Below are 26,861 nucleotides of genomic sequence, written 5' to 3' on the forward strand. Positions count from 1 at the left end.
GGGAGAAACATGACCGATGGCCCGGGCGTCCCACTCCTCCTGGCGCTGCTTGGGTTGTTGCTCAGCCCCGCTGCAGAGCTAGTCATCGCCCGCACCCTGCCGCGGCTCGGCAGCTTGCCTGCCCTTAGGGTACGGATCACGACGGCGGTGGTCACCGCGCTGCTGTTTGGCTTACTGTCGTGGCGTTTTGGGTTTTCTCCGGAGTTGCCGGCATTTCTTTTATTGGCGCTTTTAGGCGTGCAGCTTTCAAGGATTGATTTTACTCTGCACTTGCTGCCCAACCCCCTGATTCTGCTTTTACTAGGGGGCGGATTGACGCTTCTCTTGGTCTCTGCGGTCCTCAGTCCGGGCTGGCCTGAGCTGCTGCGAGCACTCGCCGGCGGGGCAATCCTGTTCGCCGGCTACTTAATTCTCGGACTTATATCACCGGGAAGCCTCGGAATGGGCGATGTGAAGCTCGCAGCACCCCTGGGACTGTACTTAGGGTACTTGGGTTGGGGCCAAGTACTCTTCGGGGGGCTACTGGGATTCGTGGTGGGCGGGGTGCTCACGGTGCTGATGTTGCGCCTGAGACGCGCCGAAAAGCCCGCAGAGACGGCACACGGCCCGGCAGAGACGGCACACGGCCCGGCTATGTTCCTTGCCGCCCTAGGTGTTGCATTGTTCATGAACTAGCCCGGCTTAGTACGCACTTACCCAGGCCCCGGAACGCCCTTCGATTAATAAGGCTTCTGTGTAAAGCAAGTAGTTTCCGCCCGTTTTGGCGTCGAAACTGAGTACTCGCGGCTTCTACTGTGTGCCATCGCGTAATAGGCCGCCCATGAAATCGAGTACGACTACGCATTGTGACTTCAGCCTGCCCTGGTGAATTCTTATCTCATCGAATTCGAACGGCCAAGATAACAAAGCCACATCGAATCCCGAGCGGAACTACACCTCCGCATTTGTTATTGCATTTATTCACAACCAAATTCATCTCTGGGAAGGATTTTCCAATGTCTTCTTTCATGATCAACACCATTGCTTTCATCGCCGGCGTCAAGGACCGCTTCACCAAGGAAGAGAAGGGCGCGACGATGGTTGAATACGGCCTGATGGTCGCTGCCATCGCAGTCGTGGTGGGTGCTGCCGCCGTGATACTCGGCGGTAAGGTCGCCGCTCTTTTCGGTGGTCTCCTTTAGCTCAACACCCTGACGAGGTTGGTCGCGGCTGCGCTCTGGCAACCACGACCAACCCGTTGTTTTAAAAGCACACTCTGTTGGGATCTGGGACCGGGAGATGGACGTGAAATCCAAGACGAATGAGCGTGGCGCAGCAGCCGTGGAATTGGCCATTATCCTTCCACTATTGTTGCTGATCCTGTTCGGCATCATCGAGTTCGGGCGTGCCTACAATGTCCAGGTTTCGCTGACGCAGGCCGCGCGTGAAGGAGCCCGCTATGCAGCGGTGCAATATCAGGATGGCAGTTTGAACGTTTCCGGAGCGGCTTTATCTGCGGCGCCGGCACTGGATGGCCTGGGCGTGACCGTCACCAACAATGCTTCAAGTTGCGCTCCTGGGTCCAGCGTAAATGTCACCACCAGCGTTACCCTGCCATCGATGACCGGTTTCCTGGATGGAATTGGCCTATTTCCTCTCAACCTCTCTGGAGTGGCGGTGATGAGATGCGGTGGCTGAGCAACGCCGGGCAGCGCATCCGTCCGGCTTGCACGTCTGAAGGCAATGAACGCGGCGCTTCCACGGTCATTGTCGCAGTCCTCATGGTGGTTCTTTTGGGATTTGCTGCTTTGGCAGTGGACGTCGGGGCTATCTATGCGGAGAAGGCGCAATTGCAGAATGGTGCCGATGCTGCAGCTCTGGCTATCGCAACGGACTGCGCCGGCGGGAGTTGCGGTAGCAGCGCGGCCACGGGAAATCAGTTCGCCAATGACAATGCCAACGACAACACCAGCGGCGCCGTCGTCACATTTCCGGCTGCCACCACCGTGCGTGTGGTGACGAATGCCCGGGACACCTCGGGGCAAAACAGCCTTTCAATGTTCTTCGCACAGTCCATGGGGTTCGACAGCGCGAATGTTGCTGCCTCGGCGGAAGCGTCGTGGGGAGCTCCTTCGTCGGCTACCACCCTGCCATGGACCGTGAGCGAGTGCGTTTTCAAAAAGTACCTTTCGCCGGCTCAACTTGCTTCGCTGAATTCAACGGGGAATTTCGCTGGTGATCCAACACCCACGCATTTTCTGCTGAGGTATGACACGAACGCGCCGACAGTCCCGGGGTGCGCCGCGCAGAACGGCTACCAACCTGGCGGCTTTGGTTGGCTGTTGACAGATTCTGGATGTTCCACAGATATCGATCTCGACATGACAGTCGATGGTCAGACCGGCAACCACTTCCCGAATGCTGCTGCCTGCGATGCCGCACTTTCCACCATCATGGACGAGCCGGCGTTGATTCCGCTTTTCAGTACAGCAACAGGCAATGGCAGCAATGCAAAGTACGCCTTGGTCGGTTTCGCAGCATTCCAGGTGACCGGCTACAAGTTCAGCGGTTCTGGGGCCGTGCTTGATCCGTTGGCACCAAGCTGCACGGGAAATTGCCGTGGACTACAGGGATTTTTCTCACGCTTTGTGTCCCTCGAAGAGGGCATGCAAGTTGCCGGAGGTATCCCCAACTACGGGGCTTCCGTTGTCTTGCTCACCGAGTAGTCACTCATTGAGTCGCTGCTCGCAAACTCACGAAACTCAAAGGAGTAGAAAGTGAAAACACGCCTACTGGGAGGCATTGCAGCACTGCTTTTGGCAGTCATCGGCACCGTTTTGCTGGTTACCTATGTACAGGGAGCCGACAAGCGTGCGCAGCAAGGGCTTGATCCCGTAAACGTCCTTGTGGTCAAGGAACGCATTCCCGCCGGCACCAAGGCTGAAGAAATTCAGTCGAAGGTCAAAGTCGAAACCCTGCCGCAGTCGGCAGTCGCGCCCGGCACCATCAACGCGCTGACCGACCAAAAGGGCAAGGTAACCTCCGGGGACCTCCAACCTGGCGAACAGTTGCTGGGGGTAAAACTCGTCAGCCCCAAGGAACTGGTCCCAGGAACGGTTCCTGTTCCTGAGGGATTGCAGGAAGCAACGTTTGTCCTTACCCCGGAGCGCATGCTGGGTGGACGCGTCGAGGCCGGAGATACCGTCACTGTCTTCGCCTCCTTCAAACTGGACGAAGCTGTACCTGCGGGAGCCAATCTGCCGGCCGGGATGACTGGTTGGAAAGATTTCACAGAACTTCTCTATCACGACGTCCTGGTGACTGCTGTTCAGCAGGCCGCCCCTGACGCCGAGAAATCTGCAGGAGCTGAGAAGGGCGTTGCTCTCCCCAACGGATCGGCCTATGTCACTGTAGCCCTGAGCGATGTGAACGCAGCCAAGATGGTCTTCGGCGCAGAGTTCGGCACCCTATGGCTGTCCAAGCAGACCGATAAGACCGTCAAGAGCGATCCCCCAACGACTACTTTCGGAGGGCTGGTCCAATGAGCCGCTTTGTAGCCATCACCGCAGTTCGTGATTTCGAAGGCCGCGTACGTCAAGCCATCACCGGTGCACTGCGTGGAGACCTTCAGACCTTATCCCCTGCTGTCCTCCAAGGCGGTACAGACGACATTTTCAACCAACTGTCAGGAGCTCCTCCCGAGGTCATCATCCTCGGGCCGGGCGTCAATCCTGACGACGCTTTCAAACTTGCCACAGTGATTGATCTTCAATACCCGGAAATCAGCCTTCTGATGGTCGCCGAACCCAATGCAGAAGTTGTCTTGAAGGCCATGCACGCAGGCGTCAGGGACGTGGTCTCACCCGAAGCTGACGTAAATGAGCTCCGAGTCCTTTTGGAACGCGCCTGCTTGGCCGCCGCGAGCCGGCGCCGTGGCATGCAACCTGCCGCAGAATCCGGCCAGGAGCGGGGCCGGGTCATTGCCGTCATGTCGCCGAAGGGCGGCGTGGGAAAGACTACTGTGGCCACCAACCTTGCCATTGGCTTGGGGGCGCTTGCACCGATGAGTGTGGTGATTGTGGACCTCGATCTCCAGTTCGGGGACGTCGCTTCCGGCCTGTTGCTGGAACCGGAGCACTCCATCACCGAAGCAGTTCACGGGGCTGCGGCCCAGGACTCCATGGTCCTCAAGGCGTTCCTCACGGTCCATCCGGCCGGGATCTATGCACTCTGCGCGCCTCAGAAGCCATCCGATTCGGACTACATCACTGCCGACCACGTGACCAGGCTTCTCAACCAGCTGGCTACCGAGTTTAGGTACGTGGTGGTGGACACGGCTCCCGGTTTGGGCGAGCACTGTCTAGCCACGCTTGAGTTAGCAACTGATGGCGTCTGGGTCTGCGGCATGGATGTTCCCAGCATCAGGGGTCTCCGTAAGTGCTTTAGCGTGCTGAAGGAGCTTCAGCTGCTGCCGCAAGGTAGGCATACAGTCCTGAACTTTGCTGACCGAAAGAATGGACTTTCTGTCCAAGACGTGGAAGCTACCATAGGTGTCCCAATTGACACAGTGATTCCCCGGTCCAGGACACTCCCCTACTCAACAAACAGGGGTATTCCTGTCTTGCAAGGTACCGCCCGGGATTCAGCCATCAAGGGCCTTCGGAAGCTTGTTCAACGATTCGACCCACGGTTGGAATCGGCTCCGCAGAACAAGGTGCACCGGAGGGTGGTGGTGTCGTGAAACTGTCAGAGAGGCTTTCGAAGAACAACCCGCTTGGTGTCGCTGCCCAAAGTAACGTGCAAACCCCGGACGCGGCCCTTGGTGGCGATTGGCTCCCAGCAGCTTCGGCGTCCACCCCAATTTTGGGCGGTGCACCCACCACGCCTGCGGTGGATGCACTTGCCGGGCTCAAACAGCGTGCCGCATCTTCACTCTTTGAGCGCATCGGAAACCGTATGGGGGACACTTCCTCGTCCGAGGAGGATCTCAGGTCTTTTGCAGTGGAGGAACTCTCAGTGGTCATTGACGAGGAGCAGGTACCTCTCTCCCCCGAGGAGCGGCGTCGGCTCATCCGCGAAATTTCCGACGAAGTCATGGGCTACGGACCGCTGCAGCGTCTGCTGGAAGACCCCTCCGTCACGGAAGTAATGGTGAACCGCTTTGACCAGATCTACGTGGAGCGCCATGGACACCTGGCCTTGACCGAGATGCAGTTCAGTTCGGATGACCACCTCCGGAAAGTCATTGAGCGGATCGTTTCCAAGGTGGGACGCCGGATCGATGAGTCGTCTCCATTGGTCGATGCCCGGCTGGAGGACGGCTCGCGTGTCAATGCCATCATCCCCCCGCTGGCTGTCAACGGCCCATCGCTGACCATCAGGAAATTCAGCCACGTTCCGCTCACAGTGAGGAATCTCATCGAATGGGGATCCATGAGCCAGGAGATGGCCGAGCTGCTGAGTGCGTGCGTCCGGGCACGGTTGAATGTGATCGTCTCCGGCGGTACTGGTACAGGAAAAACGACGTTGCTCAACGTACTGTCATCCTTCATTCCTGAGTCCGACCGCATCGTCACCATCGAGGACGCGGTGGAACTGCAGCTGCAGCAGCGCCACGTGGTCCGGTTGGAGAGTAGGCCACCCAATATCGAAGGAAAGGGTGCCATCACCATCCGGGACCTCGTGCGGAACTCACTCCGTATGCGTCCCGACCGCATCATTGTGGGCGAGGTCCGTGGAGGGGAGTCTCTCGACATGCTCCAAGCCATGAACACCGGCCACGACGGCTCCCTATCCACTGTCCATGCCAACTCTCCCCGCGACGCAATTGCGCGTTTGGAGACGCTGGTACTCATGGCCGGAATGGACCTTCCGCTACGGGCTATCCGGGAACAAGTGTCATCTGCCGTCGATCTCATCGTTCAGGTCACCCGCCTACGTGATGGTAGCCGGCGAGTGACTCACGTCACTGAGGTGCAAGGCATGGAAGGGGATATTGTCACGCTCCAGGACGCTTTTCTCTTCGACTACTCTGCCGGTTTGGACGCCCAAGGGCGCTTCCTGGGCAAGGCTATCCCTACAGGCATTCGGCCCCGTTTCCTCGATCGGTTTACGGAGCTCGGCATTCAGGTATCCCCTGCGACCTTTGGTGTCACTCCAGTAGCGGTGGGGAGGCGTTAGCTATGGATTCTCCAGCGTTCTTCGTCCTTGCGATCGCACTCTGTGTGGCCGCCCTCATCATCCTGGTGGCCGTGGTCTTGAAGCCCCAGAACGGCCCAATCCCGGTCGAGCGTCGTCGCGTGGACCTGCCACAGGATAACTCAGCCGTGGGGCGCGTTTCTGAGTCCGCCGTGCGCTTTGTGGATACCGCCATTGGCAAGTCGGGTGGCCCCTTCAATCGCGAGATTCTCTACAACGCCGGCGTCAAACAGGCTCCTGCAGACGTGACCGTCGTGGTTGTCATCGCAGCCATACTTCTGGGAGGCTTCGGCTGGCTTCTGGTAAATCCCTTCATTGGTATTCTGCTCGCTATTGCCGCTCCTTTTGGAGCGAAGCTGATCCTTGTTGTAAAGACGGGAAAGCGCCGCGGCAAGTTTGAGATGCAGCTGACGGACAGCATCCAGATGTTGATAGGTGGCCTCAGGGTAGGGCACAGCATTATGCGATCCCTGGAAGCCGCGGCACAGGAATCCCAGGCACCGACATCGGAAGAACTGTCCCGGATAGTCAACGAGGTGAGAATCGGCAAGGACCCCCGGCAAGCACTGGAGGATTGTGCCGAACGGATGGACAGCGAGGACTTCCAATGGATCGGCCAGGCGATCCAAATCAACCGCGAGGTGGGTGGCGACCTGGCCGAGGTTTTGGAGCAGGTAGCAGGGACCATACGTGAGCGGAGCGAGATCAAAGGCCACGTGCGTGCCTTGAGCGCGGAAGGCAAGATGTCCGCCGTGGTCCTGATGATTCTTCCTGTGGCTGTGGGGCTCTTCATGTCAGCAATAAACCCCGGGTATCTGAACCTCTTCACCGGCCACCCCCTTGGGATTGCCCTGACAGTCCTCAGTGTGATCCTGTTCGCCGTCGGAGGCTTGTGGATGAGCCGCACCGTGAAGATCAAGTTCTAGGAGACAAGGCTCATGACTCCCCTTGCATGGCTGATTATCGCCCTTATCGTTCTTCCACTGGCCTATTTTGCCTGGTCGTTGCTCAGCATTGACCGGAAGGGCATTGTTGCCATTCAGGGCAACCTCGGTTCCGGCTTCACGCAAAGTGGCGGTGCGAGTCTTCGGCGCCCACCACTCCTTCTGGGTGTTGCCAGGAGGCTGACTCCGGGAAGCTACGAGGCCAAGCTGGATCACTGGCTTGCCCTAGCTGGGCGCCCGATGTCGATGCCCCTGCCTAAGCTCATGTCTCTGAAGCCCGCCTTGGCACTGGCAGGAGCAGTTGGCGGCGTCTTCCTGTTTCTCCTCAGTCCCGGGCCAGGAATGGTCGGGCTCGGCCTTTTCCTGACCATCTTTCTGTACTTCCTTCCCGATCTCTTGATCTACAACACAGGGATCAAACGGCAGGAGGCCATCAAACTTGAGTTCCCGAACACCCTAGATCAAATGCTGATTTCAGTTGAGGCCGGCCTCGGGTTCGAATCCGCGATGGAACGGGCGGCCGTACAAGGGGCGGGTCCCCTGCCCCAGGAACTGATGCGCACGCTGCAGGACATCCAGGTGGGACGCCCCCGGCAGGAGTCCTATGAGGCCTTGGCCGAACGATGCGCCGTCCCGGACATCCGTAGTTTCGTCCTTGCAGTGATCCAAGCCGACAAATACGGGATCGGCATCGCCAACGTGCTTCGAGCACAGGCCAAGAAAGCACGCGTAAGGAGACGGCAGAGCGCCGAAGAACGGGCGATGAAGCTCCCCGTCAAGGTGCTCTTCCCCTTGCTCTTCTGCATCTTTCCAGTGCTGTTCATAGTCCTTCTGGGTCCCGCAGCGATCAGGATCATCCAAGCCTTTGGCTGATCCTATCCTGCCGGAAATAGACCGGCACTTCGCGGATCCCAGACCACGGAGTGCCACAACGGCCCCCTTCCGGTACCCAGAGCCGGGAGGGGGTCCTCCCACGCGGGACAGAGCGCCATCCTCAGCAGCAGAAAGAACTACTCGCGCCGCGCCCGCGTCAGTTCGGCCCGTGCCAGCAACTCGCTGTCGGACGGGTAAGCCACCTCTTCCAGCACCAGCGGGTGCGGGGCAGCGAGGACGGACTTGGCATCACGCTGACGCTCGAGGAGACGCGAATACAGCCACGCGGGAGTTTCCAAGCCCTCGCCTACCCGCAAGGCGGAACCAACAAGAGACCGCACCATATTGTGGCAAAACGCATCCGCCTGCACGGTGGCAACAATGACGCCGTCGCTGGCGCGGGTAAACAAGAACTTCTGCAGCTCACGGATGGTGGTGGCACCTTCCCGCGGCTTGCAGTAGGAGCGGAAATCCTGCAACCCCAGCAGAGCCGAGGCTCCGTCGTTCATCATCGGAACGTTCAAGGGCGCCTTGTGCCACAGCGTGATTCCCCGCAGGACGGGGTCCCAGCGTTCCGGACCGTCGGCAATCCGGTAACTGTACCTTCGCCACAGCGCCGAGAAGCGGGCGTCGAAACCTTCCGGCGCCAGACCGGCGTCGTGCACTTCAATAGCACCCGTCAGGTCACCGAGGATCCGGCTCAAAGCGCCGCGAAGCCTTCGCAGAAGTGCGACGCCGGGATCGAGTTCGTGCCCACGCGGCAGTGACAGCCACTCGGCTTCGGTCAGGTCCAGGTGAACTACTTGGCCCCTGGCATGGACGCCGGCGTCCGTTCTGCCGGCAACCGTAACGCGGATGGGCCGTTGCAACAAGAGCGCCAGTGCTTCTTCCAAAGCACCCTGAACAGTCCGAAGCCCAGGCTGCAGGGCCCACCCGTTGAAGGGGCCGCCGTCGTAGGAAAGATCAAGCCGGACACGCAAAAACCCGCCGCCCCCCATAACGGGGGCAGCGGGTTTTCGTTCGTTCATAGACTAAAGTCTACTGTGAAGAATTCAGTGAATTACTTCTTGTCCTCAGCGGCCGGAGCCTCTTCGGTCTCAGCAGCTTCAGCGTCAGCAGCTTCTGCTTCAGCGGCCGGAGCCTCTTCAGTTTCAGCAGCTTCGGTCTCTACGACCTCTTCTTCAGCGGCCGGAGCTTCAGCAGCCGGAGCAGCCTTGGCAGCAGCAGCGGTTGCTTCAGCAACAACGGCCTGCTTCGGGGAAACCGGCTCGAGAACGAGCTCGATGACAGCCATGGGAGCGTTGTCGCCCTTACGGTTGCCGATCTTGGTGATGCGGGTGTAGCCACCATCGCGGTTAGCAACGGCGCCGGCGATGTCGGTGAACAGCTCGTGGACAACGCCCTTGTCGCTGATCAGGCCGAGAACGCGGCGGCGGGAAGCGAGGTCGCCACGCTTGGCGAAGGTGACCAGACGCTCTGCGTACGGCTTCAGGCGCTTGGCCTTGGTAACCGTGGTGGTGATGCGCTTGTGCTCAAACAGAGCAGCTGCCAGGTTCGCGAGCATCAGGCGCTCGTGAGCCGGGCCGCCTCCGAGGCGCGGACCCTTAGTGGGGGTAGGCATAGTTATTTCTCCTGTTATGTAAGCCGGTCAGGTCCATCGCTGGACCCGGCGGCCAAGATCTGCTGTTTAGAGCTCGTCGTCGCTGAACGCGGCGTCGTCCTCTTCGATGGCTGCGGCGCGGGCTGCGAGATCGAAACCGGGAGGGGAGTCCTTGAGGGACAGACCCAGTTCGACGAGCTTTGCCTTGACCTCGTCAATGGACTTCGCACCGAAGTTACGAATGTCCATCAGGTCAGCCTCGGAGCGGGCAACGAGTTCACCCACGGTGTGGATGCCCTCACGCTTGAGGCAGTTGTAGGAACGGACGGTGAGGTCCAGATCCTCGATCGGCAGAGCCATGTCAGCTGCCAGGGCAGCGTCAGTCGGCGACGGGCCAATCTCGATACCTTCAGCTGCGGTGTTCAGCTCACGAGCCAGACCGAACAGTTCCACCAAGGTGGTACCTGCGGAAGCAACAGCATCGCGCGGAGCGATTGCCTGCTTGGTCTCGACGTCGACAATCAGCTTGTCGAAGTCGGTGCGCTGCTCAACACGGGTAGCTTCCACGCGGAAAGTTACCTTCATGACCGGCGAGTAGATCGAGTCAACCGGAATACGGCCGATCTCGGAGTCGCCGGACTTGTTCTGAGCTGCCGAAACGTAGCCACGGCCGCGCTCGATGGTCAGTTCGAGTTCGAACTTGCCCTTCGAGTTCAGAGTGGCAATGTGCAGATCCGGGTTGTGGAATTCGACGCCGGCCGGCGGAGCGATGTCCGCGGCGGTGACGACTCCGGGGCCCTGCTTGCGCAGGTAGGCAACAACCGGCTCATCGTGCTCGGAGGAAACCGAAAGGTTCTTGATGTTCAGGATGATCTCGGTGACATCTTCCTTGACACCCGGAACCGTGGTGAACTCGTGCAGCACGCCATCGATCCGGATGCTGGTTACAGCGGCACCGGGGATGGAGGAGAGCAGGGTACGGCGGAGGGAGTTTCCGAGGGTGTAGCCGAAGCCCGGCTCCAGCGGTTCAATGATGAAACGGGAGCGGTTCTCGGATACAACTTCTTCAGACAGGGTGGGGCGCTGTGCAATGAGCACTTAGGTTTCCTTTCGGCGAGCATCCGCTATATGACGCAACACAGGTGGTGGAAATCGGCTTCGGTTTCCAGCCTGACCAGCCGGGCCATGCTGATGGATGATCGAAACCATCCATGGCAGGCCCGGCCGGTCAGGCAGGGAAGACCTAATTAGACGCGGCGGCGCTTCGGCGGGCGGCAACCGTTGTGGGCGCTGGGGGTGACGTCCTGGATGGAGCCAACCTCGAGGCCAGCGGCCTGAAGCGAACGGATTGCGGTTTCGCGTCCGGATCCCGGGCCCTTGACGAATACGTCAACCTTGCGCAGTCCGTGCTCCTGAGCGCGCTTTGCAGCAGCTTCGGCAGCCATCTGGGCAGCGAACGGGGTGGACTTACGGGAGCCCTTGAAGCCAACCTCACCGGCGGAAGCCCATGAGATTACAGCACCGTTCGGGTCCGTGATGGACACGATGGTGTTGTTAAAGGTGCTCTTGATGTGCGCCTGGCCAAGCGCAATATTCTTCTTATCCTTGCGACGCGGCTTACGAACCGCTCCACGAGTCTTCGGGGGCATTGTTTCTCCTACAGAAAGTTATCGGGGGAAAACCGGATCAATCCCGAGGGATTAACGTCCGGCCTTCTTCTTGCCGGCGACGGTGCGCTTCGGGCCCTTGCGGGTACGAGCGTTGGTCTTCGTACGCTGTCCGCGTACGGGCAGGCCCTTGCGGTGGCGCAGGCCTTCGTAGCTGCCGATCTCTACCTTGCGGCGGATGTCAGCGGCTACCTCGCGGCGAAGGTCACCCTCAACCTTGTAGTTGCCTTCAATGTAGTCACGCAGCTGGACCAGCTCGGCGTCAGTCAGGTCCTTGACGCGAACGTCAGCGCTGATGCCGGTGGCAGCCAGGGTTTCGTGTGCACGGGTCTTGCCCACGCCGTAGATGTAAGTAAGCGCAATTTCCAACCGCTTTTCGCGGGGAATGTCTACGCCAGCGAGACGAGCCATAGTGGCAGTACTCCTTGAATAAACCGGAGGTCGTAGGCAGTACACCCACACGTTCAGTGCGGCCCCAGCCTCCGACCGGGGGTTCGCTGACCAGGCTCTGTAATGCAGTCCTGGCACAGCTTGTGCTGCCTTTATTTACTTGCGTGGGCTAGCAGCCCAGGTTTGTCCTTGCGGACGCAGATTCCCGAAGGGGGAATTAGCCCTGGCGCTGCTTGTGGCGCGGGTTCTCGCAGATCACCATGACCCGGCCGTTACGGCGGATCACTTTGCACTTGTCGCAGATCTGCTTGACGCTCGGCTTGACCTTCATGGCGTTCCTTTGCGTGTTTTGCAGTTGATCTGCTGGAGCGGCTTAGGCACTATTGCCTTGCCGCCCAGCAATTTACTTGTAGCGGTAGACGATACGACCACGTGTGAGGTCGTATGGGCTCAGCTCAACCACTACCCGGTCCTCGGGGAGGATTCGAATGTAGTGCTGTCGCATCTTCCCAGAGATGTGTGCGAGAACGACGTGCTTATTGGTGAGCTCAACACGAAACATCGCATTGGGCAGCGCCTCAGTCACAACGCCCTCGATCTCAATGACCCCGTCCTTCTTGGCCATATCCTCCGCTAACTGTTGTTTGCCGCCGTCCTTCAGTTAGGCACCGAAGATCCAGCGGACGTTTTTTGTTTGCTTGGCCCTCTTGGAACCACGACACTAAAAAGGGCGTGGCTGCACAGACAACCAACAAATAACTCTACGCCAATGAGGCCGGAAAGTTAAATCCGTCTATGGTAGCGCACCCATCTCCAGCCGTCACTCCCCTGCTGGTCGATAAGCGGGGAAGTCACCTGCCGCCGTCGAGACGCTTTCCGCCGCCAGGACACCGTCGAGTATCGCCAGCCGAACAGCTTCGGCCGCGGCGCTTTGGAGCGTGATCAGCGAGACCTGCCGCCCCTGTTCAGTACTTCGGTCAAGCCCGACGACGCCAGTCGCCAATGCGAACACGGTGTCACCATCCGCCAAGGTATGGGACGGGTCCAACGCCCGGGCCAAGCCCGCGTGCCCAGCGGAAGCGGTCCGCTTGCACTCAGCCACATCAAGCACGGCATTCGTCGCGATCACCACGAGTGTCGTATTGAGCCCCTGTGGCGGAACCGGCTCGCCCGCAGCGGGTTGCGGTCCCGGGGAGCTGAACATTGGCGACCCGAGGGCGTTCACCACGGCGATGGCGCCAACCGTCACCCCCCGGTCAAGAGTGATGGACGACGTGCCAATACCGCCCTTGTATCTGCCGCGCGCCACGACGGCGCCGGTCCCGGCACCGACGTTTCCACGCTCGACGGCGGCATGGTCACCCGCGGCGAAAGCTGCGGCGGCTGCCTGGTAGCCCATCACGGCGTCTGGTCGCGCTGTGACGTCGCCGCCACGCCCGAGGTCGAAGATCGCAGCTGCGGGCACAATCGGCACCACCGTTCCGGGAACAGCAAACCCTCGCCCATGCTCCTCACACCACAGCTGCGCACCACCGGCCGAAGCCAGCCCAAAGGCGCTACCTCCGGTCAACACCACAGCATCCACAGTGGAAACCAATGTTGTTGGATCCAAGGCATCAGTCTCGTGGGTCCCCGGGCCACCGCCGCGCACATCCACGGACCCCACAGTCCCCACAGGAGGAAGCACCACAGTAACCCCGGACAACCACCCCTCCCCCACCTTTTGCACATGACCAACGCGTATCCCGGCAACATCGGTGATCGAATTCATGGCTCCATTCTCCACCTCCCACGCTGCTCGCATTGAAGGCTCGGCACCTCGCGACCCTGGGCATCAAGTGGGAGTCGAGCCTCGATTGCGAACACCGGAGTAACGCCGAGTTAACGGGTTTGGAAGTGTCAGCCAACTATCGCTCCGGGTCACCCTTTTCGTCCAAGCCGGGTCTTTCGATGTGGTGAGCTAGGCCTGTCTTCGCCGTCCCGGTCCGGGAGCCGGCACCCCATGTTCGCCCGAAACCGTTAGTGACGCATGACTACCCGACAGATTCACCGCAACAGTGCTTCGCCTGCCAGCAGGCCGGACCCACAGTCGCCGGCCAGCCCGGTCGCGGCAGCAGAACCCCGCAAGGACAAAAAGCGCTGGTCCGGTCGCAGCCGCAAGGACTTCATGGTGTTCCTTGCCATGGCGCTGCCCAACTTGGTGTTGATCGGCACGTTCACCTACTGGCCGCTGATCAACAACATCTACTACTCCACGTTGGATTGGACGCTCGGCTCGGCTTCGGCCACGGTGGTGGGGCTACAGAACTACGTCACGTTCTTCACCAGTGAGGATGCGTCCAAGGTCCTTGGGACTACGGCCATCTTCACGCTGGTGACGGTGGGCGGATCGATGATCCTCGGTCTGCTGGTTGCCCTTGCTTTGAATTCCAAAGTACGTGGCACCACGTTCGCCCGGTCCGCTGTGTTCGCTCCTTACGTGCTGTCCGGCGTGGGTGTTGGTTTGGTGTGGCTGTTCATCTTCGACCCCGGCTACGGGGTGCTCGCGTGGGTCCTTCGCGGCCTTGGGCAGCAGAGCCCGCAGTGGATCAACGATCCCCGGCTTTCCTTGGTGATGGTCATCATCGTGTACGTCTGGAAGAACCTGGGCTACTGCGCCGTGGTTTATCTGGCAGGCCTGCAGTCCCTGCCCCGGGACGTCATGGAAGCTGCCGCGTTGGACGGGGCCAACAGCGTGCGGAGGTTCTTCAACATCTCCATGCCGCTGCTCTCCCCCACCACGTTCTTCCTGCTGATCACCACCATGCTGAGTTCGTTGCAGGCTTTCGACCTCATCCGCATCATGACCCCACTGGGCAACGGCACCAGCACGCTGATTTACGAGGCCTATCTTCAGGCGTTCGGCGCCTACAACCGAGCAGGTTACTCTGCGGCGATTTCGGTGATCCTCTTCGCGATCCTGCTCGTCATTACGGTTCTCCAACTGCGGTTCGTTGAGCGAAAGGTTCACTATTCATGAGCGCGCCCGCACCCGCCGTCGTGGTTGATTCCCCTCGGAACACCGCACCGCCCGAGCGGCCCCGCCCGCTGTCCGCGGCGAACCTGCTCCAGACCGTTGCAACCGGCTACGTTCCCCTGATCATCGCAACGCTTGTGGTGTTCCTGCCTTTGCTCTGGATGCTGTTGAGCAGCTTCAAGCAACCGGGCGAGATCGTCACCATGGACCTGAAGATCCTGCCCGGGTCCCTGAACCTCGAGAATTACGCCACGGCCATGACCACGGTTCCGTTCGCCCGGTTCTTCACCAACAGCTTGATCGTTACGGTGGTGGGTTCAAGCATCAAGGTCATCCTGGCGATCCTGACGGCTTACGCACTGGTGTTCGTGCGCTTCCCCTACAAGAACGTGATCTTCGTGCTGATCCTCGTGGCACTCATGGTCCCGGCTCAGGTCTCCATCCTGCCCAACTACATCCTGATCGCGGGAATGGGTGGCAAGAACACCCTGTGGGGCATCATCCTTCCAGGCCTGGGTACGGCATTCGGCACGTTCCTGCTACGTCAGCACTTCCTGACCCTTCCACAGTCGATCCTCGAAGCAGCTGAAATCGACGGCGCGGGTCACTGGCGTCGGCTGTGGCAGATCATCGTGCCGGTCTCAGTACCGTCGATCGCAACGGTGGCGCTGGTAACTGTGGTCAGCGAATGGAACGACTACATCTGGCCTCTCATCATTACGGACCGGCCCGAAACAATGACGCTCCCCGTCGGCCTGACGCTTCTGCAGAACTCCGAGGGCAACGGCGCCGGCTGGGGAATCCTCATGGCCGGAGCGGTACTGGTGATCGTCCCCATCCTGCTGGTGTTCGCAGCACTCCAGCGCTACATCGTTGCCGGGCTGACCCAAGGCAGTGTCACCGGCTGATTTGCTCCAACCACACCATTCGCATCGAAGTAAGTTATTGAGAGGAAGCACCATGCGCACCAACCTTCATCGCCGACATTTCCTGGGACTGGCGGGCCTCGGCGCCGGAGCTGCGGCCCTCGCCGCATGCGGCGGGCCGTCGACGGCGGGCACGGCAGACGCCGTCGATACCGCAACGATTGACTTCAGCGGCGTAAAGCCTGCTGCCTCCATCGACTTCTGGACCAACCACCCCGGTAAGTCCCAGGACGTGGAGAAAGCGATCATCGAGAAGTTCCATGCCAAGTTCCCGGACATCAAGGTCAACCTGGTGACGGCTGGCGCCAACTACGAAGAGATCGCCCAGAAGTTCCAGACTTCCCAGGCTGCCAAGACGGGCCTGCCGGGATTGGTCGTCCTTTCGGATGTCTGGTGGTTCCGCTACTACTCAAACGGCAGCATCATCCCCGTCGATGGCTTGGTGAAACAACTGGACATCAAGATCGACGACTTCCAGAAGTCGCTGGTGGACGACTACAAGTACGAGGACAAGCAGTGGGCGCTCCCTTACGGCCGTTCCACGCCGCTGTTCTACTACAACAAGGACCACTTCAAGGCCGCTGGACTTCCGGACCGGGCGCCCGCCACGTGGCAGGAGTTCGCAGAGTGGGCTCCGAAACTCAAGGCCACCTCGGGGGCGCAGTACGCCTATATCTACCCTGCCCTGGCCGGGTACGCAGGGTGGACGCTTCAGAACAACCTGTGGGGCTGGGGCGGAAGCTGGTCAAAGGACTGGGATATCACCTGTGATTCACCTCAGTCCGTAGCCGCTCTGCAATGGGCGCAGGACTCCATCTATAAGGATGGCTGGGCAGGCGTCTCATCAAAGGAGGCAGCTGACGACTTTGCTGCGGGAGTCACCTCGTCCACTATTTCCTCAACGGGCTCACTGCTTGGCGTCCTCAAGGCGGCCAAATTCAACGTGGGCGTCGGTTTCCTGCCCGGTGGCCCGGAGGCCCCCAGCGGCGTCTGCCCCACCGGCGGCGCGGGCCTCGGCATCCCCAGCGGCATCAGCAAGGAGGAGCAGCTGGCCGCGGCAACGTTCCTCAAGTTCATGACCGAACCGGAGAACACTGCCGCTTTCTCGGCTGCCACCGGCTACATGCCCACCCGGCTCTCGGCCGACATGTCAGCTGTTCTTGCGGCAACCCCGCAGATCAAGACGGCCATGGATCAGCTCGCAGCTACCCGTGTCCAGGACAACGCCCGAGTGTTCCTGCCGGGCGCCGACCAGGAGATGGCCAAGTCGGCCGCCAAGATCCTGACGCAGCAAGGTGATGTGCAGGCAACCATGACGGAGCTCAAGAAAACCCTCGAGGGCATTTACACGAAGGACGTAAAGCCCAAGCTGAAGGCATAACCGCCTTTACAGACAAAAGAAGAGCCGGGCTACTTTTCAGTAGCCCGGCTCTCCTTTTTGCATTTGCTAAGGGACGGGGACAGGCACGACGCCGAGCGGTACCAGCTGCTTGGCTCCGCCATCCAGGGCCGAAAGGACCCAAATGCCCTTTTCGTGGACGGCGACCGAATGTTCCCACTGGCAGGAGCGCTTGCCGTCCGTGGTCACTACTGTCCAGTCGTCGTCGAGGGTAGCGGTCTCGATGCCGCCGCGAACCAGCATGGGTTCAATGGCCAGGCACAGGCCAGGGCGGATCTTGGGGCCACGGTGGCTGGTCCGGTAGTTCAAAACATCCGGGGCCATGTGCATCTCGGAGCCAATGCCGTGGCCCACGTAGTCCTCCAGGATGCCCAAGGGCTTTCCCGGGACGGATGACACATAATCATCGATCGCGTTTCCGATGTCTCCTACAAACTTGCCTTTGGCGAGGGCTGCGATGCCGCGCCACATGGCTGCTTCGGTGACGTCGGAAAGGCGCTGGTCTTCCGGATCAGGGGTTCCAACGATCACGGTCCTCGCAGAATCGGAATGCCAACCGTCAACGATGCAGCCGCCGTCGATGGAGATGATGTCGCCGTCATTGAGGACCTTGCCGCCCGGGATCCCATGCACCACTTCCTCATTGACCGAGGTGCAGATAGTGGCCGGGAAGCCGTGATATCCGAGGAAGTTCGACTTCGCTCCGGCATCGTTGAGGACCGCGGCGAAGACGTCATCCAGGTCCTTGGTGGTGACTCCCGGCTTGGCCGCCGCAACGGCAGCGTCGAGTGCACGGCTCAGGACAAGGCCTGCCTGGTGCATGGTGCGCATCTGCTCGTTGGTTTTGTATTCAATGCGGGGCTGACCGAACGCCATGATCTCCTCTGGAAGGTTTGCTGTAGAGGCTCATCGGGCCCCATGCTCCAACCATTTTCCCGTACCCGGGAGCGTGGCCGAAATTGATATGCAGTGTGGAAAAGAAAAAGGGTATGTCCCGCACTCACCGTACGGGACACACCCTTCGCTCCCTGACCGTTCCAGCGGCCATGTGGAGAACTAACTAAACGGCCTTGGCCGACTCAATCGCCGTCAGCACACGATCGGTAACTTCGTCGATACCGCCAATGCCGTCAACCTGCGTGAGGATGCCACGCTCGGCGTACTTGGCCACAACTGCCTCGGTCTGCTCGTGATAGAGATCCAAGCGGTGCCGGATAACGGTTTCGTTGTCATCCGAACGGCCCGTTTCCTTGGCACGGCCAAGGAGTCGTGTCACCAGTTCTTCGTCATCGGCGGTCAACTGGAGCACGACGTCGAGCTCCTGCTCACCCTCGGCGAGGATCTGGTCAAGGTAATCCACCTGCGCGGTGGTACGCGGGTAGCCATCCAGGAGGAAGCCGTTTTCGACATCGCTCTGGCTCAGGCGATCGCGAACCATGTCGTTCGTGACGCTGTCCGGAACAAAGTCGCCGGCGTCCATGTACTTCTTGGCTTCGATGCCCAAAGGGGTTTCGCCCTTTACGTTGGCACGGAAGATGTCGCCGGTGGAGATGGCGACTACGCCGAGGCGCTCGGAAATCCGCTCAGCCTGCGTACCCTTTCCCGAACCGGGAGGTCCAATGATCAGCATTCTCGTCATCGCAAAAGCCCTTCGTAGTGACGTTGTTGTAGCTGCGCATCAATCTGCTTGACGGTCTCCAGGCCAACACCCACCATGATCAGAATTGACGTGCCACCGAACGGGAAGTTCTGGTTGGCGTTGATCAGAACGAGTGCAACCAACGGGATCAACGCCACGAAACCCAGGTAAAGGGCTCCCGGCAAGGTGATCCTGGAAAGCACGTACTGCAGGTAGTCCGCGGTCGGTTTACCCGCCCGGATGCCCGGAATGAACCCGCCGTACTTCTTCATGTTGTCCGACACTTCTTCAGGGTTGAAGGTGATGGCAACGTAGAAGTAGGTGAAGAACACGATCATGGCGAAGTAGAGCGCCATGTAGATGGGGTGGTCGCCACGGGTGAGGTTGTTGTTGATCCACTCAACCCACGGGGCCATCTGCTCCCCTGGCGCCGGCTGGTTGAACTGTGAAATCAGCCCGGGCAGGTAAAGCATGGAAGAAGCGAAGATGACAGGCACGACGCCGGCCATGTTCACCTTGATGGGGATGTAGGTACTGGTGCCACCCACTGTGCGGCGGCCGATCATACGCTTGGCATACTGAACGGGAACGCGGCGCTGAGACTGCTCCACAAAGACCACCAGGGCTACCGTCAGCAGGCCGACGGCCAGGACCATGAAGAAGGTACCCGGTCCTTTCGACGTCCAGATGGAGCCGAGTGAACCGGGGAAGCTCGCAGCGATGGAGGTGAAGATCAGCAGCGACATGCCGTTGCCCACACCCTTTTCGGTGACAAGCTCGCCCATCCACATGATAAGGCCGGTGCCGGCCGTCAACGTGATGATGATCAGGATGGTGGCGATGATGCTCTCATCAGGAATGATGGGCAGCGTACAGCCCGGCAGTAACTGGCCGGATCGCGCCAGCGACACCAGCGTGGTGGCGTTCAGCAGGCCGAGAGCGATGGTGAGGTACCGGGTGTACTGCGTCAACTTTGACTGACCGGAGGAGCCCTCTTCGTAGAGCTGCTGGAACCGGGGAATGACCACCCGGAGCAACTGCACGATGATGCTCGCCGTGATGTAGGGCATGATGCCCAAGGCAAACACTGAAACCTGCAGCAACGCGCCGCCGCTGAACAAGTTCACCAGCTGGTAGATGCCCTGCGAGGTGTCACCGGTGTTCAAGCATTGCTGGACATTCTGGTAGTTCACACCAGGCGAGGGGATGAAAGCTCCCAAGCGGAAGATTGTGATGATTCCCAGCGTGAACAACAACTTGCGTCGCAAATCAGGCGTTCGAAACGCCCGGCCGAATGCGCTTAGCAAGCGTCCTCCTGAGTAGAAAGTACAAGGATGTGGATGGGATCAATGAAACCCAACAACCGAGTCTAACCGCTTGTGACGCCGTCGGAATAATCGAGAGTCCACAATCACGCAAAAAATCCCGGTATACAGGGCCGAAGCCCCGTATACCGGGATCTATTTACAACGGGCTTTTGCCCCACTGTCTCTTAGAGAGCAGTGGTGCTTCCGCCTGCTGCAGCAATCTTTTCCGCAGCGCTGGAAGAGAAAGCGTGGGCGGTGACGTCAACCTTGACGGTGATGTCACCGGTGCCCAGCACCTTGACGGGCTGGTTCTTGCGAACGGCACCCTTCTCAACCAAGGACTCCACGGTGACAGCGCCACCTTCCGGGAACAGCTCGTTGAGCTTCTCCAGGTTAACAACCTGGAACTCAACCCGGAACGGGTTCTTGAAGCCGCGCAGCTTCGGCAGGCGCATGTGCAGCGGCAGCTGGCCGCCGGCAAAGCCAGCCTTTACCTGGTAGCGGGCCTTCGTACCCTTGGTACCGCGACCTGCGGTCTTACCCTTGGAGCCTTCACCACGACCAACACGGGTCTTGGCGGTCTTGGCACCCGGGGCGGGGCGCAGGTGGTGGACCTTCAGAGCGTGCTGCTTCTCAGCAGTCTCTTCGGCGGTCTTGTTCTCTGCCATTACTTCGCCTCCTCTACATTCACGAGGTGCGGAACCGTGTTCAGCATTCCAACGGTCACGGCGTCAGCGTTGCGGACAACAGTGTGTCCGATGCGCTTCAGGCCGAGGGACCGAAGGGTTGCCTTCTGGTTCTGCTTGGCGCCGATGACGCCCTTGATCTGGGTGATCTCCAACTTGGCGTCGGAGGGAGTCAGGTTCTTAGCCATGACTAAACACCTGCCTTCTGGTTCTGGAGCGCGCGCACCAGAGCAGCAGGAGCAACCTCGTCCAGCGGCAGGCCACGGCGGGCAGCCACGGAAGCGGGCTCTTCGAGCTGCTTCAGAGCGGCAACAGTCGCGTGAACGATGTTGATCGCGTTTGAGGAACCGAGCGACTTGGAGAGGATGTCGTGGATACCGACGCACTCCAATACCGCGCGGACCGGACCACCGGCGATAACACCGGTACCGGCGGAAGCCGGACGCAGCAGGACTACGCCTGCAGCGGCCTCACCCTGCACACGGTGCGGGATGGTGCTGCCAACGCGGGGTACGCGGAAGAAGGACTTCTTGGCCTCTTCAACGCCCTTTGCGATTGCCGCGGGAACTTCCTTGGCCTTGCCGTAGCCGACGCCGACCATACCGTTACCGTCACCGACGACGACGAGGGCGGTGAAGCTGAAGCGACGACCACCCTTGACGACCTTGGCAACGCGGTTGATGGTGACAACGCGCTCTACGAACTGGCTCTTCTCAGCCTCACGACCGCCGTCGCGGCCACCACGGCCACCACGGTCGCCGCGGCCCTGGCCACGGTCGCCGCGCTCGCCACGACGTCCGCCGCGGCGGTCATCGGTAGCGGGTGCGGTCTCAGTTGCTTCAGCAGCTACAGCTTCAGTCACCTGAATGTCCTTTTCGTTATTTTCAACGGTCACAGTGCCAGCCCACCTTCGCGAGCACCGTCAGCGACGGCGGCGATGCGGCCGTGGTACTTGTTACCGCCACGGTCGAAGACAACAGCTTCGACGCCTGCAGCCTTTGCACGCTCGGCAACGAGCTCGCCGACGCGCTTGGCCTTGGCAGTCTTGTCTCCGTCAAATGCGCGGAGGTCAGCTTCCAGGGTGGAAGCGTAAGCCACGGTTACACCCTTGCTGTCATCGACAACCTGGACGAATACGTGACGTGCCGAACGGTTGACGACCAGACGAGGACGTACAGCCGTACCGGTGATGCGCTTGCGGATACGAAGCTGGCGACGGCTGCGTGCAGCAGACTTGCTCTTGTTCGAACGCTTCTTGTTAATTGCGATGGCCATGGTTTACTTACCAGCCTTTCCGACCTTGCGGCGGATGACTTCGCCGGCGTAACGGACACCCTTGCCCTTGTAGGGGTCAGGCTTGCGCAGCTTGCGAATGTTGGCAGCAACCTCGCCGACCTGCTGCTTGTTGATACCCGCAACAGAGAGCTTGGTCGGACCCTCTACTACGAAGGTGATGCCTTCGGGTGCAGAGACGTTAACCGGGTGGCTGTAGCCCAGAGCGAACTCCAGGTCAGAACCCTTGGCCTGAACGCGGTAACCAGTACCAACGATTTCAAGCTTCTTCTCGTAGCCCTCGGTAACGCCCTGGATCATGTTGGCGATCAGGGTGCGGGTCAGGCCGTGCAGCGAACGCGAGTTGCGCTCGTCGTTCGGGCGGGTGACCGTGAGAGTGTTCTCTTCCTGGGTAACCTCGATCGGGCTGGCCACAGTGTGGCTCAGCTCGCCTTTGGCACCTTTGACGCTGATGACGGAGCCATCGAGCTTGACCTCAACTCCGGCAGGAACGGTGATGGGGAGACGTCCAATACGTGACATTATTCTCTTCCTTTCCCGTTACCAGACGTACGCGAGGACTTCGCCGCCCACGCCCTTCTTGCCGGCCTGCTTGTCAGTCAGGAGGCCGGAAGAGGTGGACAGGATTGCGATACCCAGGCCACCCAGCACGTGCGGCAGGTTGGTGGACTTCGCGTAAACGCGGAGGCCCGGCTTGGAGATGCGGCGGACGCCAGCGATGGAACGCTCGCGGTTCGGACCGAACTTCAGGTCGATGGTCAGCTTCTTGCCAACCTCGGCGTCTTCTTCCTTCCAGCCGGCAATGTAGCCTTCTGCCTTCAGGATGTCAGCAACGCGTGCCTTCAGTTTGCTGTACGGCATGGACACGGTGTCGTGGTATGCCGAGTTTGCATTGCGCAGACGCGTGAGCATGTCTGCGACAGGATCTGTCATAGTCATTTGGGCTATAGCCCTTCCTCGTACCGGTTTCCGCTGCGCCTGCTCCTAAGAGCCTGCGCGGACGGACCTGTCACGTAGTTAGTTTTCGGTCTTGAACGGGAAACCAAGCGCCTTGAGCAGCGCACGGCCTTCGTCATCGGTCTTGGCGGTGGTTACGACCGTGATGTCCATACCGCGAACGCGGTCAATGGAGTCCTGGTCGATTTCGTGGAACATAACCTGCTCGGTCAGACCGAAGGTGTAGTTGCCGTTGCCATCGAACTGCTTGCCGTTGAGGCCGCGGAAGTCGCGGATACGCGGCAGTGCCAGCGAAACCAGACGGTCCACGAATTCCCACATGCGGTCTCCACGCAGAGTTGCGTGTGCACCGATGGGCATGCCTTCGCGCAGCTTGAACTGTGCGATCGACTTGCGGGCCTTGGTTACCTGCGGCTTCTGGCCGGTGATCAGGGTGAGGTCGCGGACAGCGCCGTCGATCAGCTTGGAGTCCTTGGCGGCATCTCCAACACCCATGTTCACTACAACCTTCACCAGGCGGGGAACCTGGTTGACGTTCGCGTAGCTGAATTCGTCCTGCAGTGACTTCTTGATGGTCTCTGCGTACTTCGTCTTCAGACGCGGAACGATCTTGTTTGCGACGGTAGTCTCAGACAGTGTTTCACTCATCAGATGTCCTTCCCGGTGGCCTTGGACACGCGGATACGGACGGTCTTGGTAGCGCCATCCTTCTCAACGGTGTCGAGACGGAAACCAACACGGGTCGGCTTCTTGGTCGACGGGTCAACCAAAGCAACGTTGGAAACGTGGATCGGGGCTTCAACAACCTCGATGCCACCGGTCTTGGTGCCGCGCTGCGACTGACCGACCTTGGAGTGCTTGGTGACGCGGTTGATTCCCTCTACCAGCACGCGGTTGGTGTCCGGGAATACGCGCAGGACCTTGCCCTGCTTGCCGCGGTCGCCGCCACGTTCCTGCTTGGCGCCGGTGATGACCTGAACGAGGTCACCCTTCTTGATCTTAGCCATGGACTAAAGCACCTCCGGGGCCAGCGAAACGATCTTCATGAACTTCTTGTCGCGAAGTTCACGACCAACCGGGCCGAAGATACGGGTACCGCGGGGGTCACCGTCGTTCTTCAGGATCACAGCTGCGTTTTCGTCAAACTTGATGTAGGAACCATCCGCACGGCGGCGTTCCTTCTTGGTACGAACGATGACAGCCTTGACGACGTCACCCTTCTTTACGTTGCCGCCAGGGATAGCGTCCTTGACGGTGGCGACGATGACGTCGCCGATGCCTGCGTAGCGACGACCGGATCCACCGAGAACGCGAATGGTAAGGATTTCCTTAGCACCCGTGTTGTCGGCGACCTTGAGTCGCGACTCCTGCTGAATCAATTTTTACTCCTTGCGTCGCGCCGGTTCTCAGACCGAGATAATGCATACGGAATGAGCCTTGCGGAACGGTTGATCGGGGTGTCTCTTGACCTGCCTGGATTTTGCCAGTACAGGCCTAAACGCCCGTGCCACAAGCATCAGCTTCCCTAGCAGAAAACTCTGCGCGGGGCAGTATGCAGCGGCACGATTGTTTACGAGGTAGTGGACGACGCACAAGTGGCGCCATACAAACTCAATATCCTAGCACGTTTTTAGCCTGAAACCGAAACGGGAGGAGAAGCGGAAAGGCCCGCATTCCCAAGGGAATACGGGCCTTTCCAGTGAATCACTGCCGGGCGTGCCCGGCGTCGGATTTACTTGGCCTTTTCGAGGATCTCCACCAGGCGCCACCGCTTGGTAGCGGAGAGCGGGCGGGTCTCAGAGATGAGAACGAGGTCGCCGATGCCGGCGGTGTTCTCTTCGTCGTGAGCCTTGATCTTCGAGGTGCGGCGAATAACCTTGCCGTACAGAGCGTGCTTCACGCGGTCTTCAACCTGAACAACGATGGTCTTTTCCATCTTGTCAGAGACAACGTAGCCGCGACGCGTCTTACGGTAACCGCGCTGTTCAGCGCTGGCTGCTGCTTCCGTCACAGTTTCCTTCTCGCTCACTTGGCGTCCTCTCCAGCTTCAACCTCGGCCTTTTCAGCCTTGGCAGCCTTCTTGGACTTCTTTTCTTCCTTGGCTTCCACAACCGGTGCGGCAACCTCGGCACGAATGCCCAGCTCGCGCTCACGGAGAACGGTGTAGATGCGTGCGATGTCCTTCTTTACCGCGCGCAGGCGACCGTGGTTCTCCAGCTGTCCGGTGGCGGACTGGAAACGCAGGTTGAACAGCTCTTCCTTGGACTTGCGGAGTTCTTCAACGAGACGCTCGTTGTCGAAACCGTCCAGCTGTGCGGGTGCGAGATCCTTCGACCCTACTGCCATTTCTATTCACCACCTTCGCGACGCACAATGCGTGCCTTCAACGGGAGCTTGTGGATTGCCAGGCGCAGGGCCTCGCGAGCTACCTCTTCATTGACACCGGAGAGTTCGAAGAGAACCCGGCCCGGCTTGACGTTTGCGACCCACCATTCCGGAGAACCCTTACCGGAACCCATGCGGGTTTCAGCAGGCTTCTTCGTCAGCGGACGGTCCGGGTAGATGTTGATCCAGACCTTACCGCCACGCTTGATGTGGCGGGTCATCGCGATACGAGCGGACTCGATCTGACGGTTGGTTACGTATGCCGGGCTGAGAGCCTGGATACCGTACTCACCGAAGCTGACCTTGGTGCCGCCCGTTGCAGCGCCGGAACGACCCGGGTGGTGCTGCTTACGGTGCTTGACTCGACGTGGGATAAGCATTTAAGCCTGTCCTCCTTCTGCTGCCTGTGCCGAACCTGCGGTAGCGGCTTCAGCGGCCGGTGCTTCAACGGCAGCGGGTGCTGCCTCAGCTGCCGGACGGTCGTTACGACGACGGCGGTCGCCACCCGGGCGGCCCGGACGGTCTCCTGCACGGCCACGGGACGGAGCAGCAGCTGCCTGCTGAGCCAGTTCCTTGGCAGTTACGTCACCCTTGTAGATCCAAACCTTCACACCGATACGGCCGAAGGTGGTCTTGGCTTCGTAGAAGCCGTAGTCGATGTTCGCGCGGAGGGTGTGCAGGGGCACACGGCCTTCGCGGTAGAACTCCGAGCGGGACATTTCTGCGCCACCCAGACGACCCGAGCAAGCAACACGGATACCCTTGGCACCCGCACGCTGTGCGGACTGCATGGCCTTCTTCATCGCACGGCGGAAAGCCACGCGGGAAGTCAGCTGCTCAGCGATGCCCTGGGCAACAAGCTGTGCTTCCATCTCGGGGTTCTTGACCTCGAGGATGTTCAGCTGAACCTGCTTGCCGGTGAGCTTTTCGAGCTCGCCGCGGATGCGGTCTGCTTCGGCGCCGCGGCGGCCGATAACGATACCCGGGCGTGCCGTGTGGATATCCACGCGGACACGGTCACGGGTGCGCTCGATCTCGACCTTGGCGATGCCGGCGCGCTCCATGCCGGTGGACATGAGCTGACGGATCTTGATGTCCTCGCGGACGAAGTCCTTGTAGCGCTGTCCGGGCTTGGTGCTGTCAGCGAACCAGTGCGAAACGTGGTCGGTGGTGATGCCGAGTCGGAACCCGTGCGGGTTTACTTTCTGTCCCACTTAGCGAGCCTCCTCTTTCTCCGGGGTTGCGACAACCAGCGTGATGTGGCTGGTCCGCTTCCTAATGCGGTAGGCGCGGCCCTGGGCACGCGGCTGGAACCGCTTCATGGTCGGGCCTTCATCAACAAATGCTTCGGTGATGAAGAGGTCGCTGTCGTCGAATGCAACGCCGTCACGGTCCGCGAGGACGCGTGCGTTGGCCATTGCCGACTGAAGTACCTTGAATACCGGCTCCGAAGCTGCCTGGGGGGCAAACTTCAGAATTGCCAGAGCCTCATTCGCTTGCTTACCACGAACAAGGTTGACGACGCGCCGGGCCTTCATAGGCGTTACGCGGATGTGACGCGCAATAGCCTTGGCTTCCATTGCTTTCCTTCTCTCGTCTAAG

Annotated in this window: 37 protein-coding genes; 12 read left to right on the forward strand and 25 right to left on the reverse strand. The window is 60.0% G+C overall.

Features of this window, described 5'->3' with window-relative positions:
* Positions 1-9 precede the first annotated feature (9 nt).
* The 9 genes from ACLRGI_RS04275 to ACLRGI_RS04315 all read left to right on the forward strand — a co-directional run bounded on the left by ACLRGI_RS04275 (position 10) and on the right by ACLRGI_RS04315 (position 7,994).
* Positions 10-675 (forward strand): prepilin peptidase, encoded by a 666-nt coding sequence (locus tag ACLRGI_RS04275; protein ID WP_419200450.1) that lies wholly within the window; start codon positions 10-12, stop codon positions 673-675.
* Positions 676-995: 320 nt separating this feature from the next.
* Positions 996-1,181 (forward strand): Flp family type IVb pilin, encoded by a 186-nt coding sequence (locus ACLRGI_RS04280; protein WP_419200451.1) that lies wholly within the window; start codon positions 996-998, stop codon positions 1,179-1,181.
* Between the two features lie 97 nt (positions 1,182-1,278).
* Positions 1,279-1,677: a TadE/TadG family type IV pilus assembly protein gene (locus ACLRGI_RS04285; RefSeq protein WP_419200452.1), complete on the forward strand. Its 399-nt coding sequence runs from the start codon at positions 1,279-1,281 to the stop codon at positions 1,675-1,677.
* Positions 1,665-2,705, forward strand: a complete 1,041-nt coding sequence (locus tag ACLRGI_RS04290) for a pilus assembly protein TadG-related protein (protein ID WP_419200453.1) — start codon at positions 1,665-1,667, stop codon at positions 2,703-2,705. Before ACLRGI_RS04285 ends, ACLRGI_RS04290 begins: the two co-directional genes overlap by 13 nt.
* A 51-nt stretch (positions 2,706-2,756) precedes the next feature.
* Entirely contained in the window at positions 2,757-3,524 is a 768-nt protein-coding gene (cpaB, locus tag ACLRGI_RS04295; protein ID WP_419200454.1) for a Flp pilus assembly protein CpaB, read from the forward strand.
* Positions 3,521-4,720, forward strand: coding sequence for a CpaE/TadZ family protein (locus ACLRGI_RS04300; RefSeq protein WP_419200455.1), 1,200 nt, complete (start codon positions 3,521-3,523; stop codon positions 4,718-4,720). The genes cpaB and ACLRGI_RS04300 overlap by 4 nt, the downstream gene beginning before the upstream one ends.
* 122 nt (positions 4,721-4,842) lie before the next feature.
* The gene (locus ACLRGI_RS04305) at positions 4,843-6,159 is read left to right on the forward strand and encodes a TadA family conjugal transfer-associated ATPase (RefSeq protein ID WP_419200593.1); all 1,317 of its coding nucleotides are present in this window, start codon (positions 4,843-4,845) and stop codon (positions 6,157-6,159) included.
* A gap of 2 nt (positions 6,160-6,161) precedes the next feature.
* The gene (locus tag ACLRGI_RS04310) at positions 6,162-7,103 is read left to right on the forward strand and encodes a type II secretion system F family protein (RefSeq protein WP_419200456.1); all 942 of its coding nucleotides are present in this window, start codon (positions 6,162-6,164) and stop codon (positions 7,101-7,103) included.
* Between the two features lie 12 nt (positions 7,104-7,115).
* On the forward strand, positions 7,116-7,994 hold the full coding sequence (locus ACLRGI_RS04315) for a type II secretion system F family protein (RefSeq protein ID WP_419200457.1): 879 nt from the start codon (positions 7,116-7,118) through the stop codon (positions 7,992-7,994).
* Between the two features lie 137 nt (positions 7,995-8,131).
* Here the strand turns inward: ACLRGI_RS04315 and ACLRGI_RS04320 are convergent, their stop codons facing one another.
* The 8 genes from ACLRGI_RS04320 to ACLRGI_RS04355 all read right to left on the reverse strand — a co-directional run bounded on the left by ACLRGI_RS04320 (position 8,132) and on the right by ACLRGI_RS04355 (position 13,422).
* Entirely contained in the window at positions 8,132-9,022 is an 891-nt protein-coding gene (locus tag ACLRGI_RS04320; protein ID WP_419200458.1) for a tRNA pseudouridine synthase A, read from the reverse strand.
* Between the two features lie 32 nt (positions 9,023-9,054).
* The gene (rplQ, locus tag ACLRGI_RS04325) at positions 9,055-9,615 is read right to left on the reverse strand and encodes a 50S ribosomal protein L17 (RefSeq protein ID WP_419200459.1); all 561 of its coding nucleotides are present in this window, start codon (positions 9,613-9,615) and stop codon (positions 9,055-9,057) included.
* Between the two features lie 66 nt (positions 9,616-9,681).
* Entirely contained in the window at positions 9,682-10,692 is a 1,011-nt protein-coding gene (locus ACLRGI_RS04330) for a DNA-directed RNA polymerase subunit alpha (RefSeq protein ID WP_011775567.1), read from the reverse strand.
* Between the two features lie 149 nt (positions 10,693-10,841).
* The gene (rpsK, locus tag ACLRGI_RS04335; RefSeq protein ID WP_014922380.1) at positions 10,842-11,243 is read right to left on the reverse strand and encodes a 30S ribosomal protein S11; all 402 of its coding nucleotides are present in this window, start codon (positions 11,241-11,243) and stop codon (positions 10,842-10,844) included.
* Between the two features lie 51 nt (positions 11,244-11,294).
* Complete coding sequence (rpsM, locus tag ACLRGI_RS04340; RefSeq protein WP_011775569.1) at positions 11,295-11,672, reverse strand: 30S ribosomal protein S13; 378 nt, start codon at positions 11,670-11,672, stop codon at positions 11,295-11,297.
* A 196-nt stretch (positions 11,673-11,868) separates the two neighbouring features.
* Positions 11,869-11,982 (reverse strand): 50S ribosomal protein L36, encoded by a 114-nt coding sequence (gene rpmJ, locus ACLRGI_RS04345; RefSeq protein WP_011775570.1) that lies wholly within the window; start codon positions 11,980-11,982, stop codon positions 11,869-11,871.
* Between the two features lie 72 nt (positions 11,983-12,054).
* Entirely contained in the window at positions 12,055-12,276 is a 222-nt protein-coding gene (gene infA / locus ACLRGI_RS04350) for a translation initiation factor IF-1 (protein ID WP_011775571.1), read from the reverse strand.
* 195 nt (positions 12,277-12,471) lie between these two features.
* The gene (locus tag ACLRGI_RS04355; RefSeq protein ID WP_419200460.1) at positions 12,472-13,422 is read right to left on the reverse strand and encodes a P1 family peptidase; all 951 of its coding nucleotides are present in this window, start codon (positions 13,420-13,422) and stop codon (positions 12,472-12,474) included.
* 258 nt (positions 13,423-13,680) lie between these two features.
* Between ACLRGI_RS04355 and ACLRGI_RS04360 the strand changes: the two genes are divergently transcribed.
* The 3 genes from ACLRGI_RS04360 to ACLRGI_RS04370 are packed head-to-tail and all read left to right on the forward strand — an operon-like array spanning position 13,681 to position 16,974.
* Positions 13,681-14,670 carry a carbohydrate ABC transporter permease gene (locus ACLRGI_RS04360; protein WP_419200461.1) on the forward strand — a complete coding sequence of 330 codons (990 nt, stop codon included), beginning with the start codon at positions 13,681-13,683 and terminating at the stop codon, positions 14,668-14,670.
* On the forward strand, positions 14,667-15,575 hold the full coding sequence (locus ACLRGI_RS04365; RefSeq protein ID WP_419200462.1) for a carbohydrate ABC transporter permease: 909 nt from the start codon (positions 14,667-14,669) through the stop codon (positions 15,573-15,575). Before ACLRGI_RS04360 ends, ACLRGI_RS04365 begins: the two co-directional genes overlap by 4 nt.
* 52 nt (positions 15,576-15,627) lie before the next feature.
* On the forward strand, positions 15,628-16,974 hold the full coding sequence (locus ACLRGI_RS04370) for an ABC transporter substrate-binding protein (protein WP_419200463.1): 1,347 nt from the start codon (positions 15,628-15,630) through the stop codon (positions 16,972-16,974).
* A gap of 66 nt (positions 16,975-17,040) precedes the next feature.
* Here the strand turns inward: ACLRGI_RS04370 and map are convergent, their stop codons facing one another.
* The 17 genes from map to rplV form a co-directional block, all read right to left on the reverse strand.
* Positions 17,041-17,868, reverse strand: a complete 828-nt coding sequence (map, locus tag ACLRGI_RS04375) for a type I methionyl aminopeptidase (RefSeq protein ID WP_419200464.1) — start codon at positions 17,866-17,868, stop codon at positions 17,041-17,043.
* Between the two features lie 184 nt (positions 17,869-18,052).
* Positions 18,053-18,622, reverse strand: coding sequence for an adenylate kinase (locus ACLRGI_RS04380; RefSeq protein ID WP_178997654.1), 570 nt, complete (start codon positions 18,620-18,622; stop codon positions 18,053-18,055).
* Positions 18,623-18,627: 5 nt separating this feature from the next.
* Positions 18,628-19,938 carry a preprotein translocase subunit SecY gene (secY, locus tag ACLRGI_RS04385; RefSeq protein WP_419200465.1) on the reverse strand — a complete coding sequence of 437 codons (1,311 nt, stop codon included), beginning with the start codon at positions 19,936-19,938 and terminating at the stop codon, positions 18,628-18,630.
* Positions 19,939-20,123: 185 nt separating this feature from the next.
* Positions 20,124-20,606, reverse strand: a complete 483-nt coding sequence (gene rplO, locus ACLRGI_RS04390) for a 50S ribosomal protein L15 (RefSeq protein WP_105690090.1) — start codon at positions 20,604-20,606, stop codon at positions 20,124-20,126.
* A complete protein-coding gene (gene rpmD, locus ACLRGI_RS04395) occupies positions 20,606-20,812 on the reverse strand; it encodes a 50S ribosomal protein L30 (protein ID WP_011775580.1) in 207 nt (68 codons plus the stop codon). Before rpmD ends, rplO begins: the two co-directional genes overlap by 1 nt.
* Before the next feature lie 2 nt (positions 20,813-20,814).
* A complete protein-coding gene (gene rpsE / locus ACLRGI_RS04400; protein ID WP_011775581.1) occupies positions 20,815-21,486 on the reverse strand; it encodes a 30S ribosomal protein S5 in 672 nt (223 codons plus the stop codon).
* A gap of 29 nt (positions 21,487-21,515) precedes the next feature.
* Positions 21,516-21,899, reverse strand: coding sequence for a 50S ribosomal protein L18 (gene rplR, locus ACLRGI_RS04405; RefSeq protein WP_011775582.1), 384 nt, complete (start codon positions 21,897-21,899; stop codon positions 21,516-21,518).
* Positions 21,900-21,902: 3 nt separating this feature from the next.
* On the reverse strand, positions 21,903-22,439 hold the full coding sequence (rplF, locus tag ACLRGI_RS04410; RefSeq protein WP_011775583.1) for a 50S ribosomal protein L6: 537 nt from the start codon (positions 22,437-22,439) through the stop codon (positions 21,903-21,905).
* An 18-nt stretch (positions 22,440-22,457) separates the two neighbouring features.
* Complete coding sequence (rpsH, locus tag ACLRGI_RS04415; RefSeq protein WP_011775584.1) at positions 22,458-22,856, reverse strand: 30S ribosomal protein S8; 399 nt, start codon at positions 22,854-22,856, stop codon at positions 22,458-22,460.
* Between the two features lie 78 nt (positions 22,857-22,934).
* On the reverse strand, positions 22,935-23,522 hold the full coding sequence (rplE, locus tag ACLRGI_RS04420) for a 50S ribosomal protein L5 (protein WP_144648593.1): 588 nt from the start codon (positions 23,520-23,522) through the stop codon (positions 22,935-22,937).
* On the reverse strand, positions 23,522-23,881 hold the full coding sequence (rplX, locus tag ACLRGI_RS04425; protein WP_011775586.1) for a 50S ribosomal protein L24: 360 nt from the start codon (positions 23,879-23,881) through the stop codon (positions 23,522-23,524). The genes rplE and rplX overlap by 1 nt, the downstream gene beginning before the upstream one ends.
* 3 nt (positions 23,882-23,884) lie before the next feature.
* Positions 23,885-24,253, reverse strand: a complete 369-nt coding sequence (rplN, locus tag ACLRGI_RS04430; RefSeq protein ID WP_003803789.1) for a 50S ribosomal protein L14 — start codon at positions 24,251-24,253, stop codon at positions 23,885-23,887.
* 353 nt (positions 24,254-24,606) lie between these two features.
* Positions 24,607-24,903 carry a 30S ribosomal protein S17 gene (gene rpsQ, locus ACLRGI_RS04435; RefSeq protein ID WP_011775587.1) on the reverse strand — a complete coding sequence of 99 codons (297 nt, stop codon included), beginning with the start codon at positions 24,901-24,903 and terminating at the stop codon, positions 24,607-24,609.
* Positions 24,900-25,220: a 50S ribosomal protein L29 gene (gene rpmC / locus ACLRGI_RS04440; RefSeq protein ID WP_014922387.1), complete on the reverse strand. Its 321-nt coding sequence runs from the start codon at positions 25,218-25,220 to the stop codon at positions 24,900-24,902. Before rpmC ends, rpsQ begins: the two co-directional genes overlap by 4 nt.
* Before the next feature lie 2 nt (positions 25,221-25,222).
* A complete protein-coding gene (gene rplP, locus ACLRGI_RS04445; RefSeq protein WP_003803795.1) occupies positions 25,223-25,639 on the reverse strand; it encodes a 50S ribosomal protein L16 in 417 nt (138 codons plus the stop codon).
* Positions 25,640-26,473 (reverse strand): 30S ribosomal protein S3, encoded by an 834-nt coding sequence (rpsC, locus tag ACLRGI_RS04450; RefSeq protein ID WP_419200466.1) that lies wholly within the window; start codon positions 26,471-26,473, stop codon positions 25,640-25,642.
* Entirely contained in the window at positions 26,474-26,839 is a 366-nt protein-coding gene (rplV, locus tag ACLRGI_RS04455) for a 50S ribosomal protein L22 (protein ID WP_011775590.1), read from the reverse strand.
* Positions 26,840-26,861: the final 22 nt, after the last annotated feature.

The sequence above is a fragment of the Paenarthrobacter sp. PPS72 genome (genome assembly GCF_048537125.1).
Lineage (GTDB): Bacteria > Actinomycetota > Actinomycetes > Actinomycetales > Micrococcaceae > Arthrobacter > Arthrobacter nitroguajacolicus_E.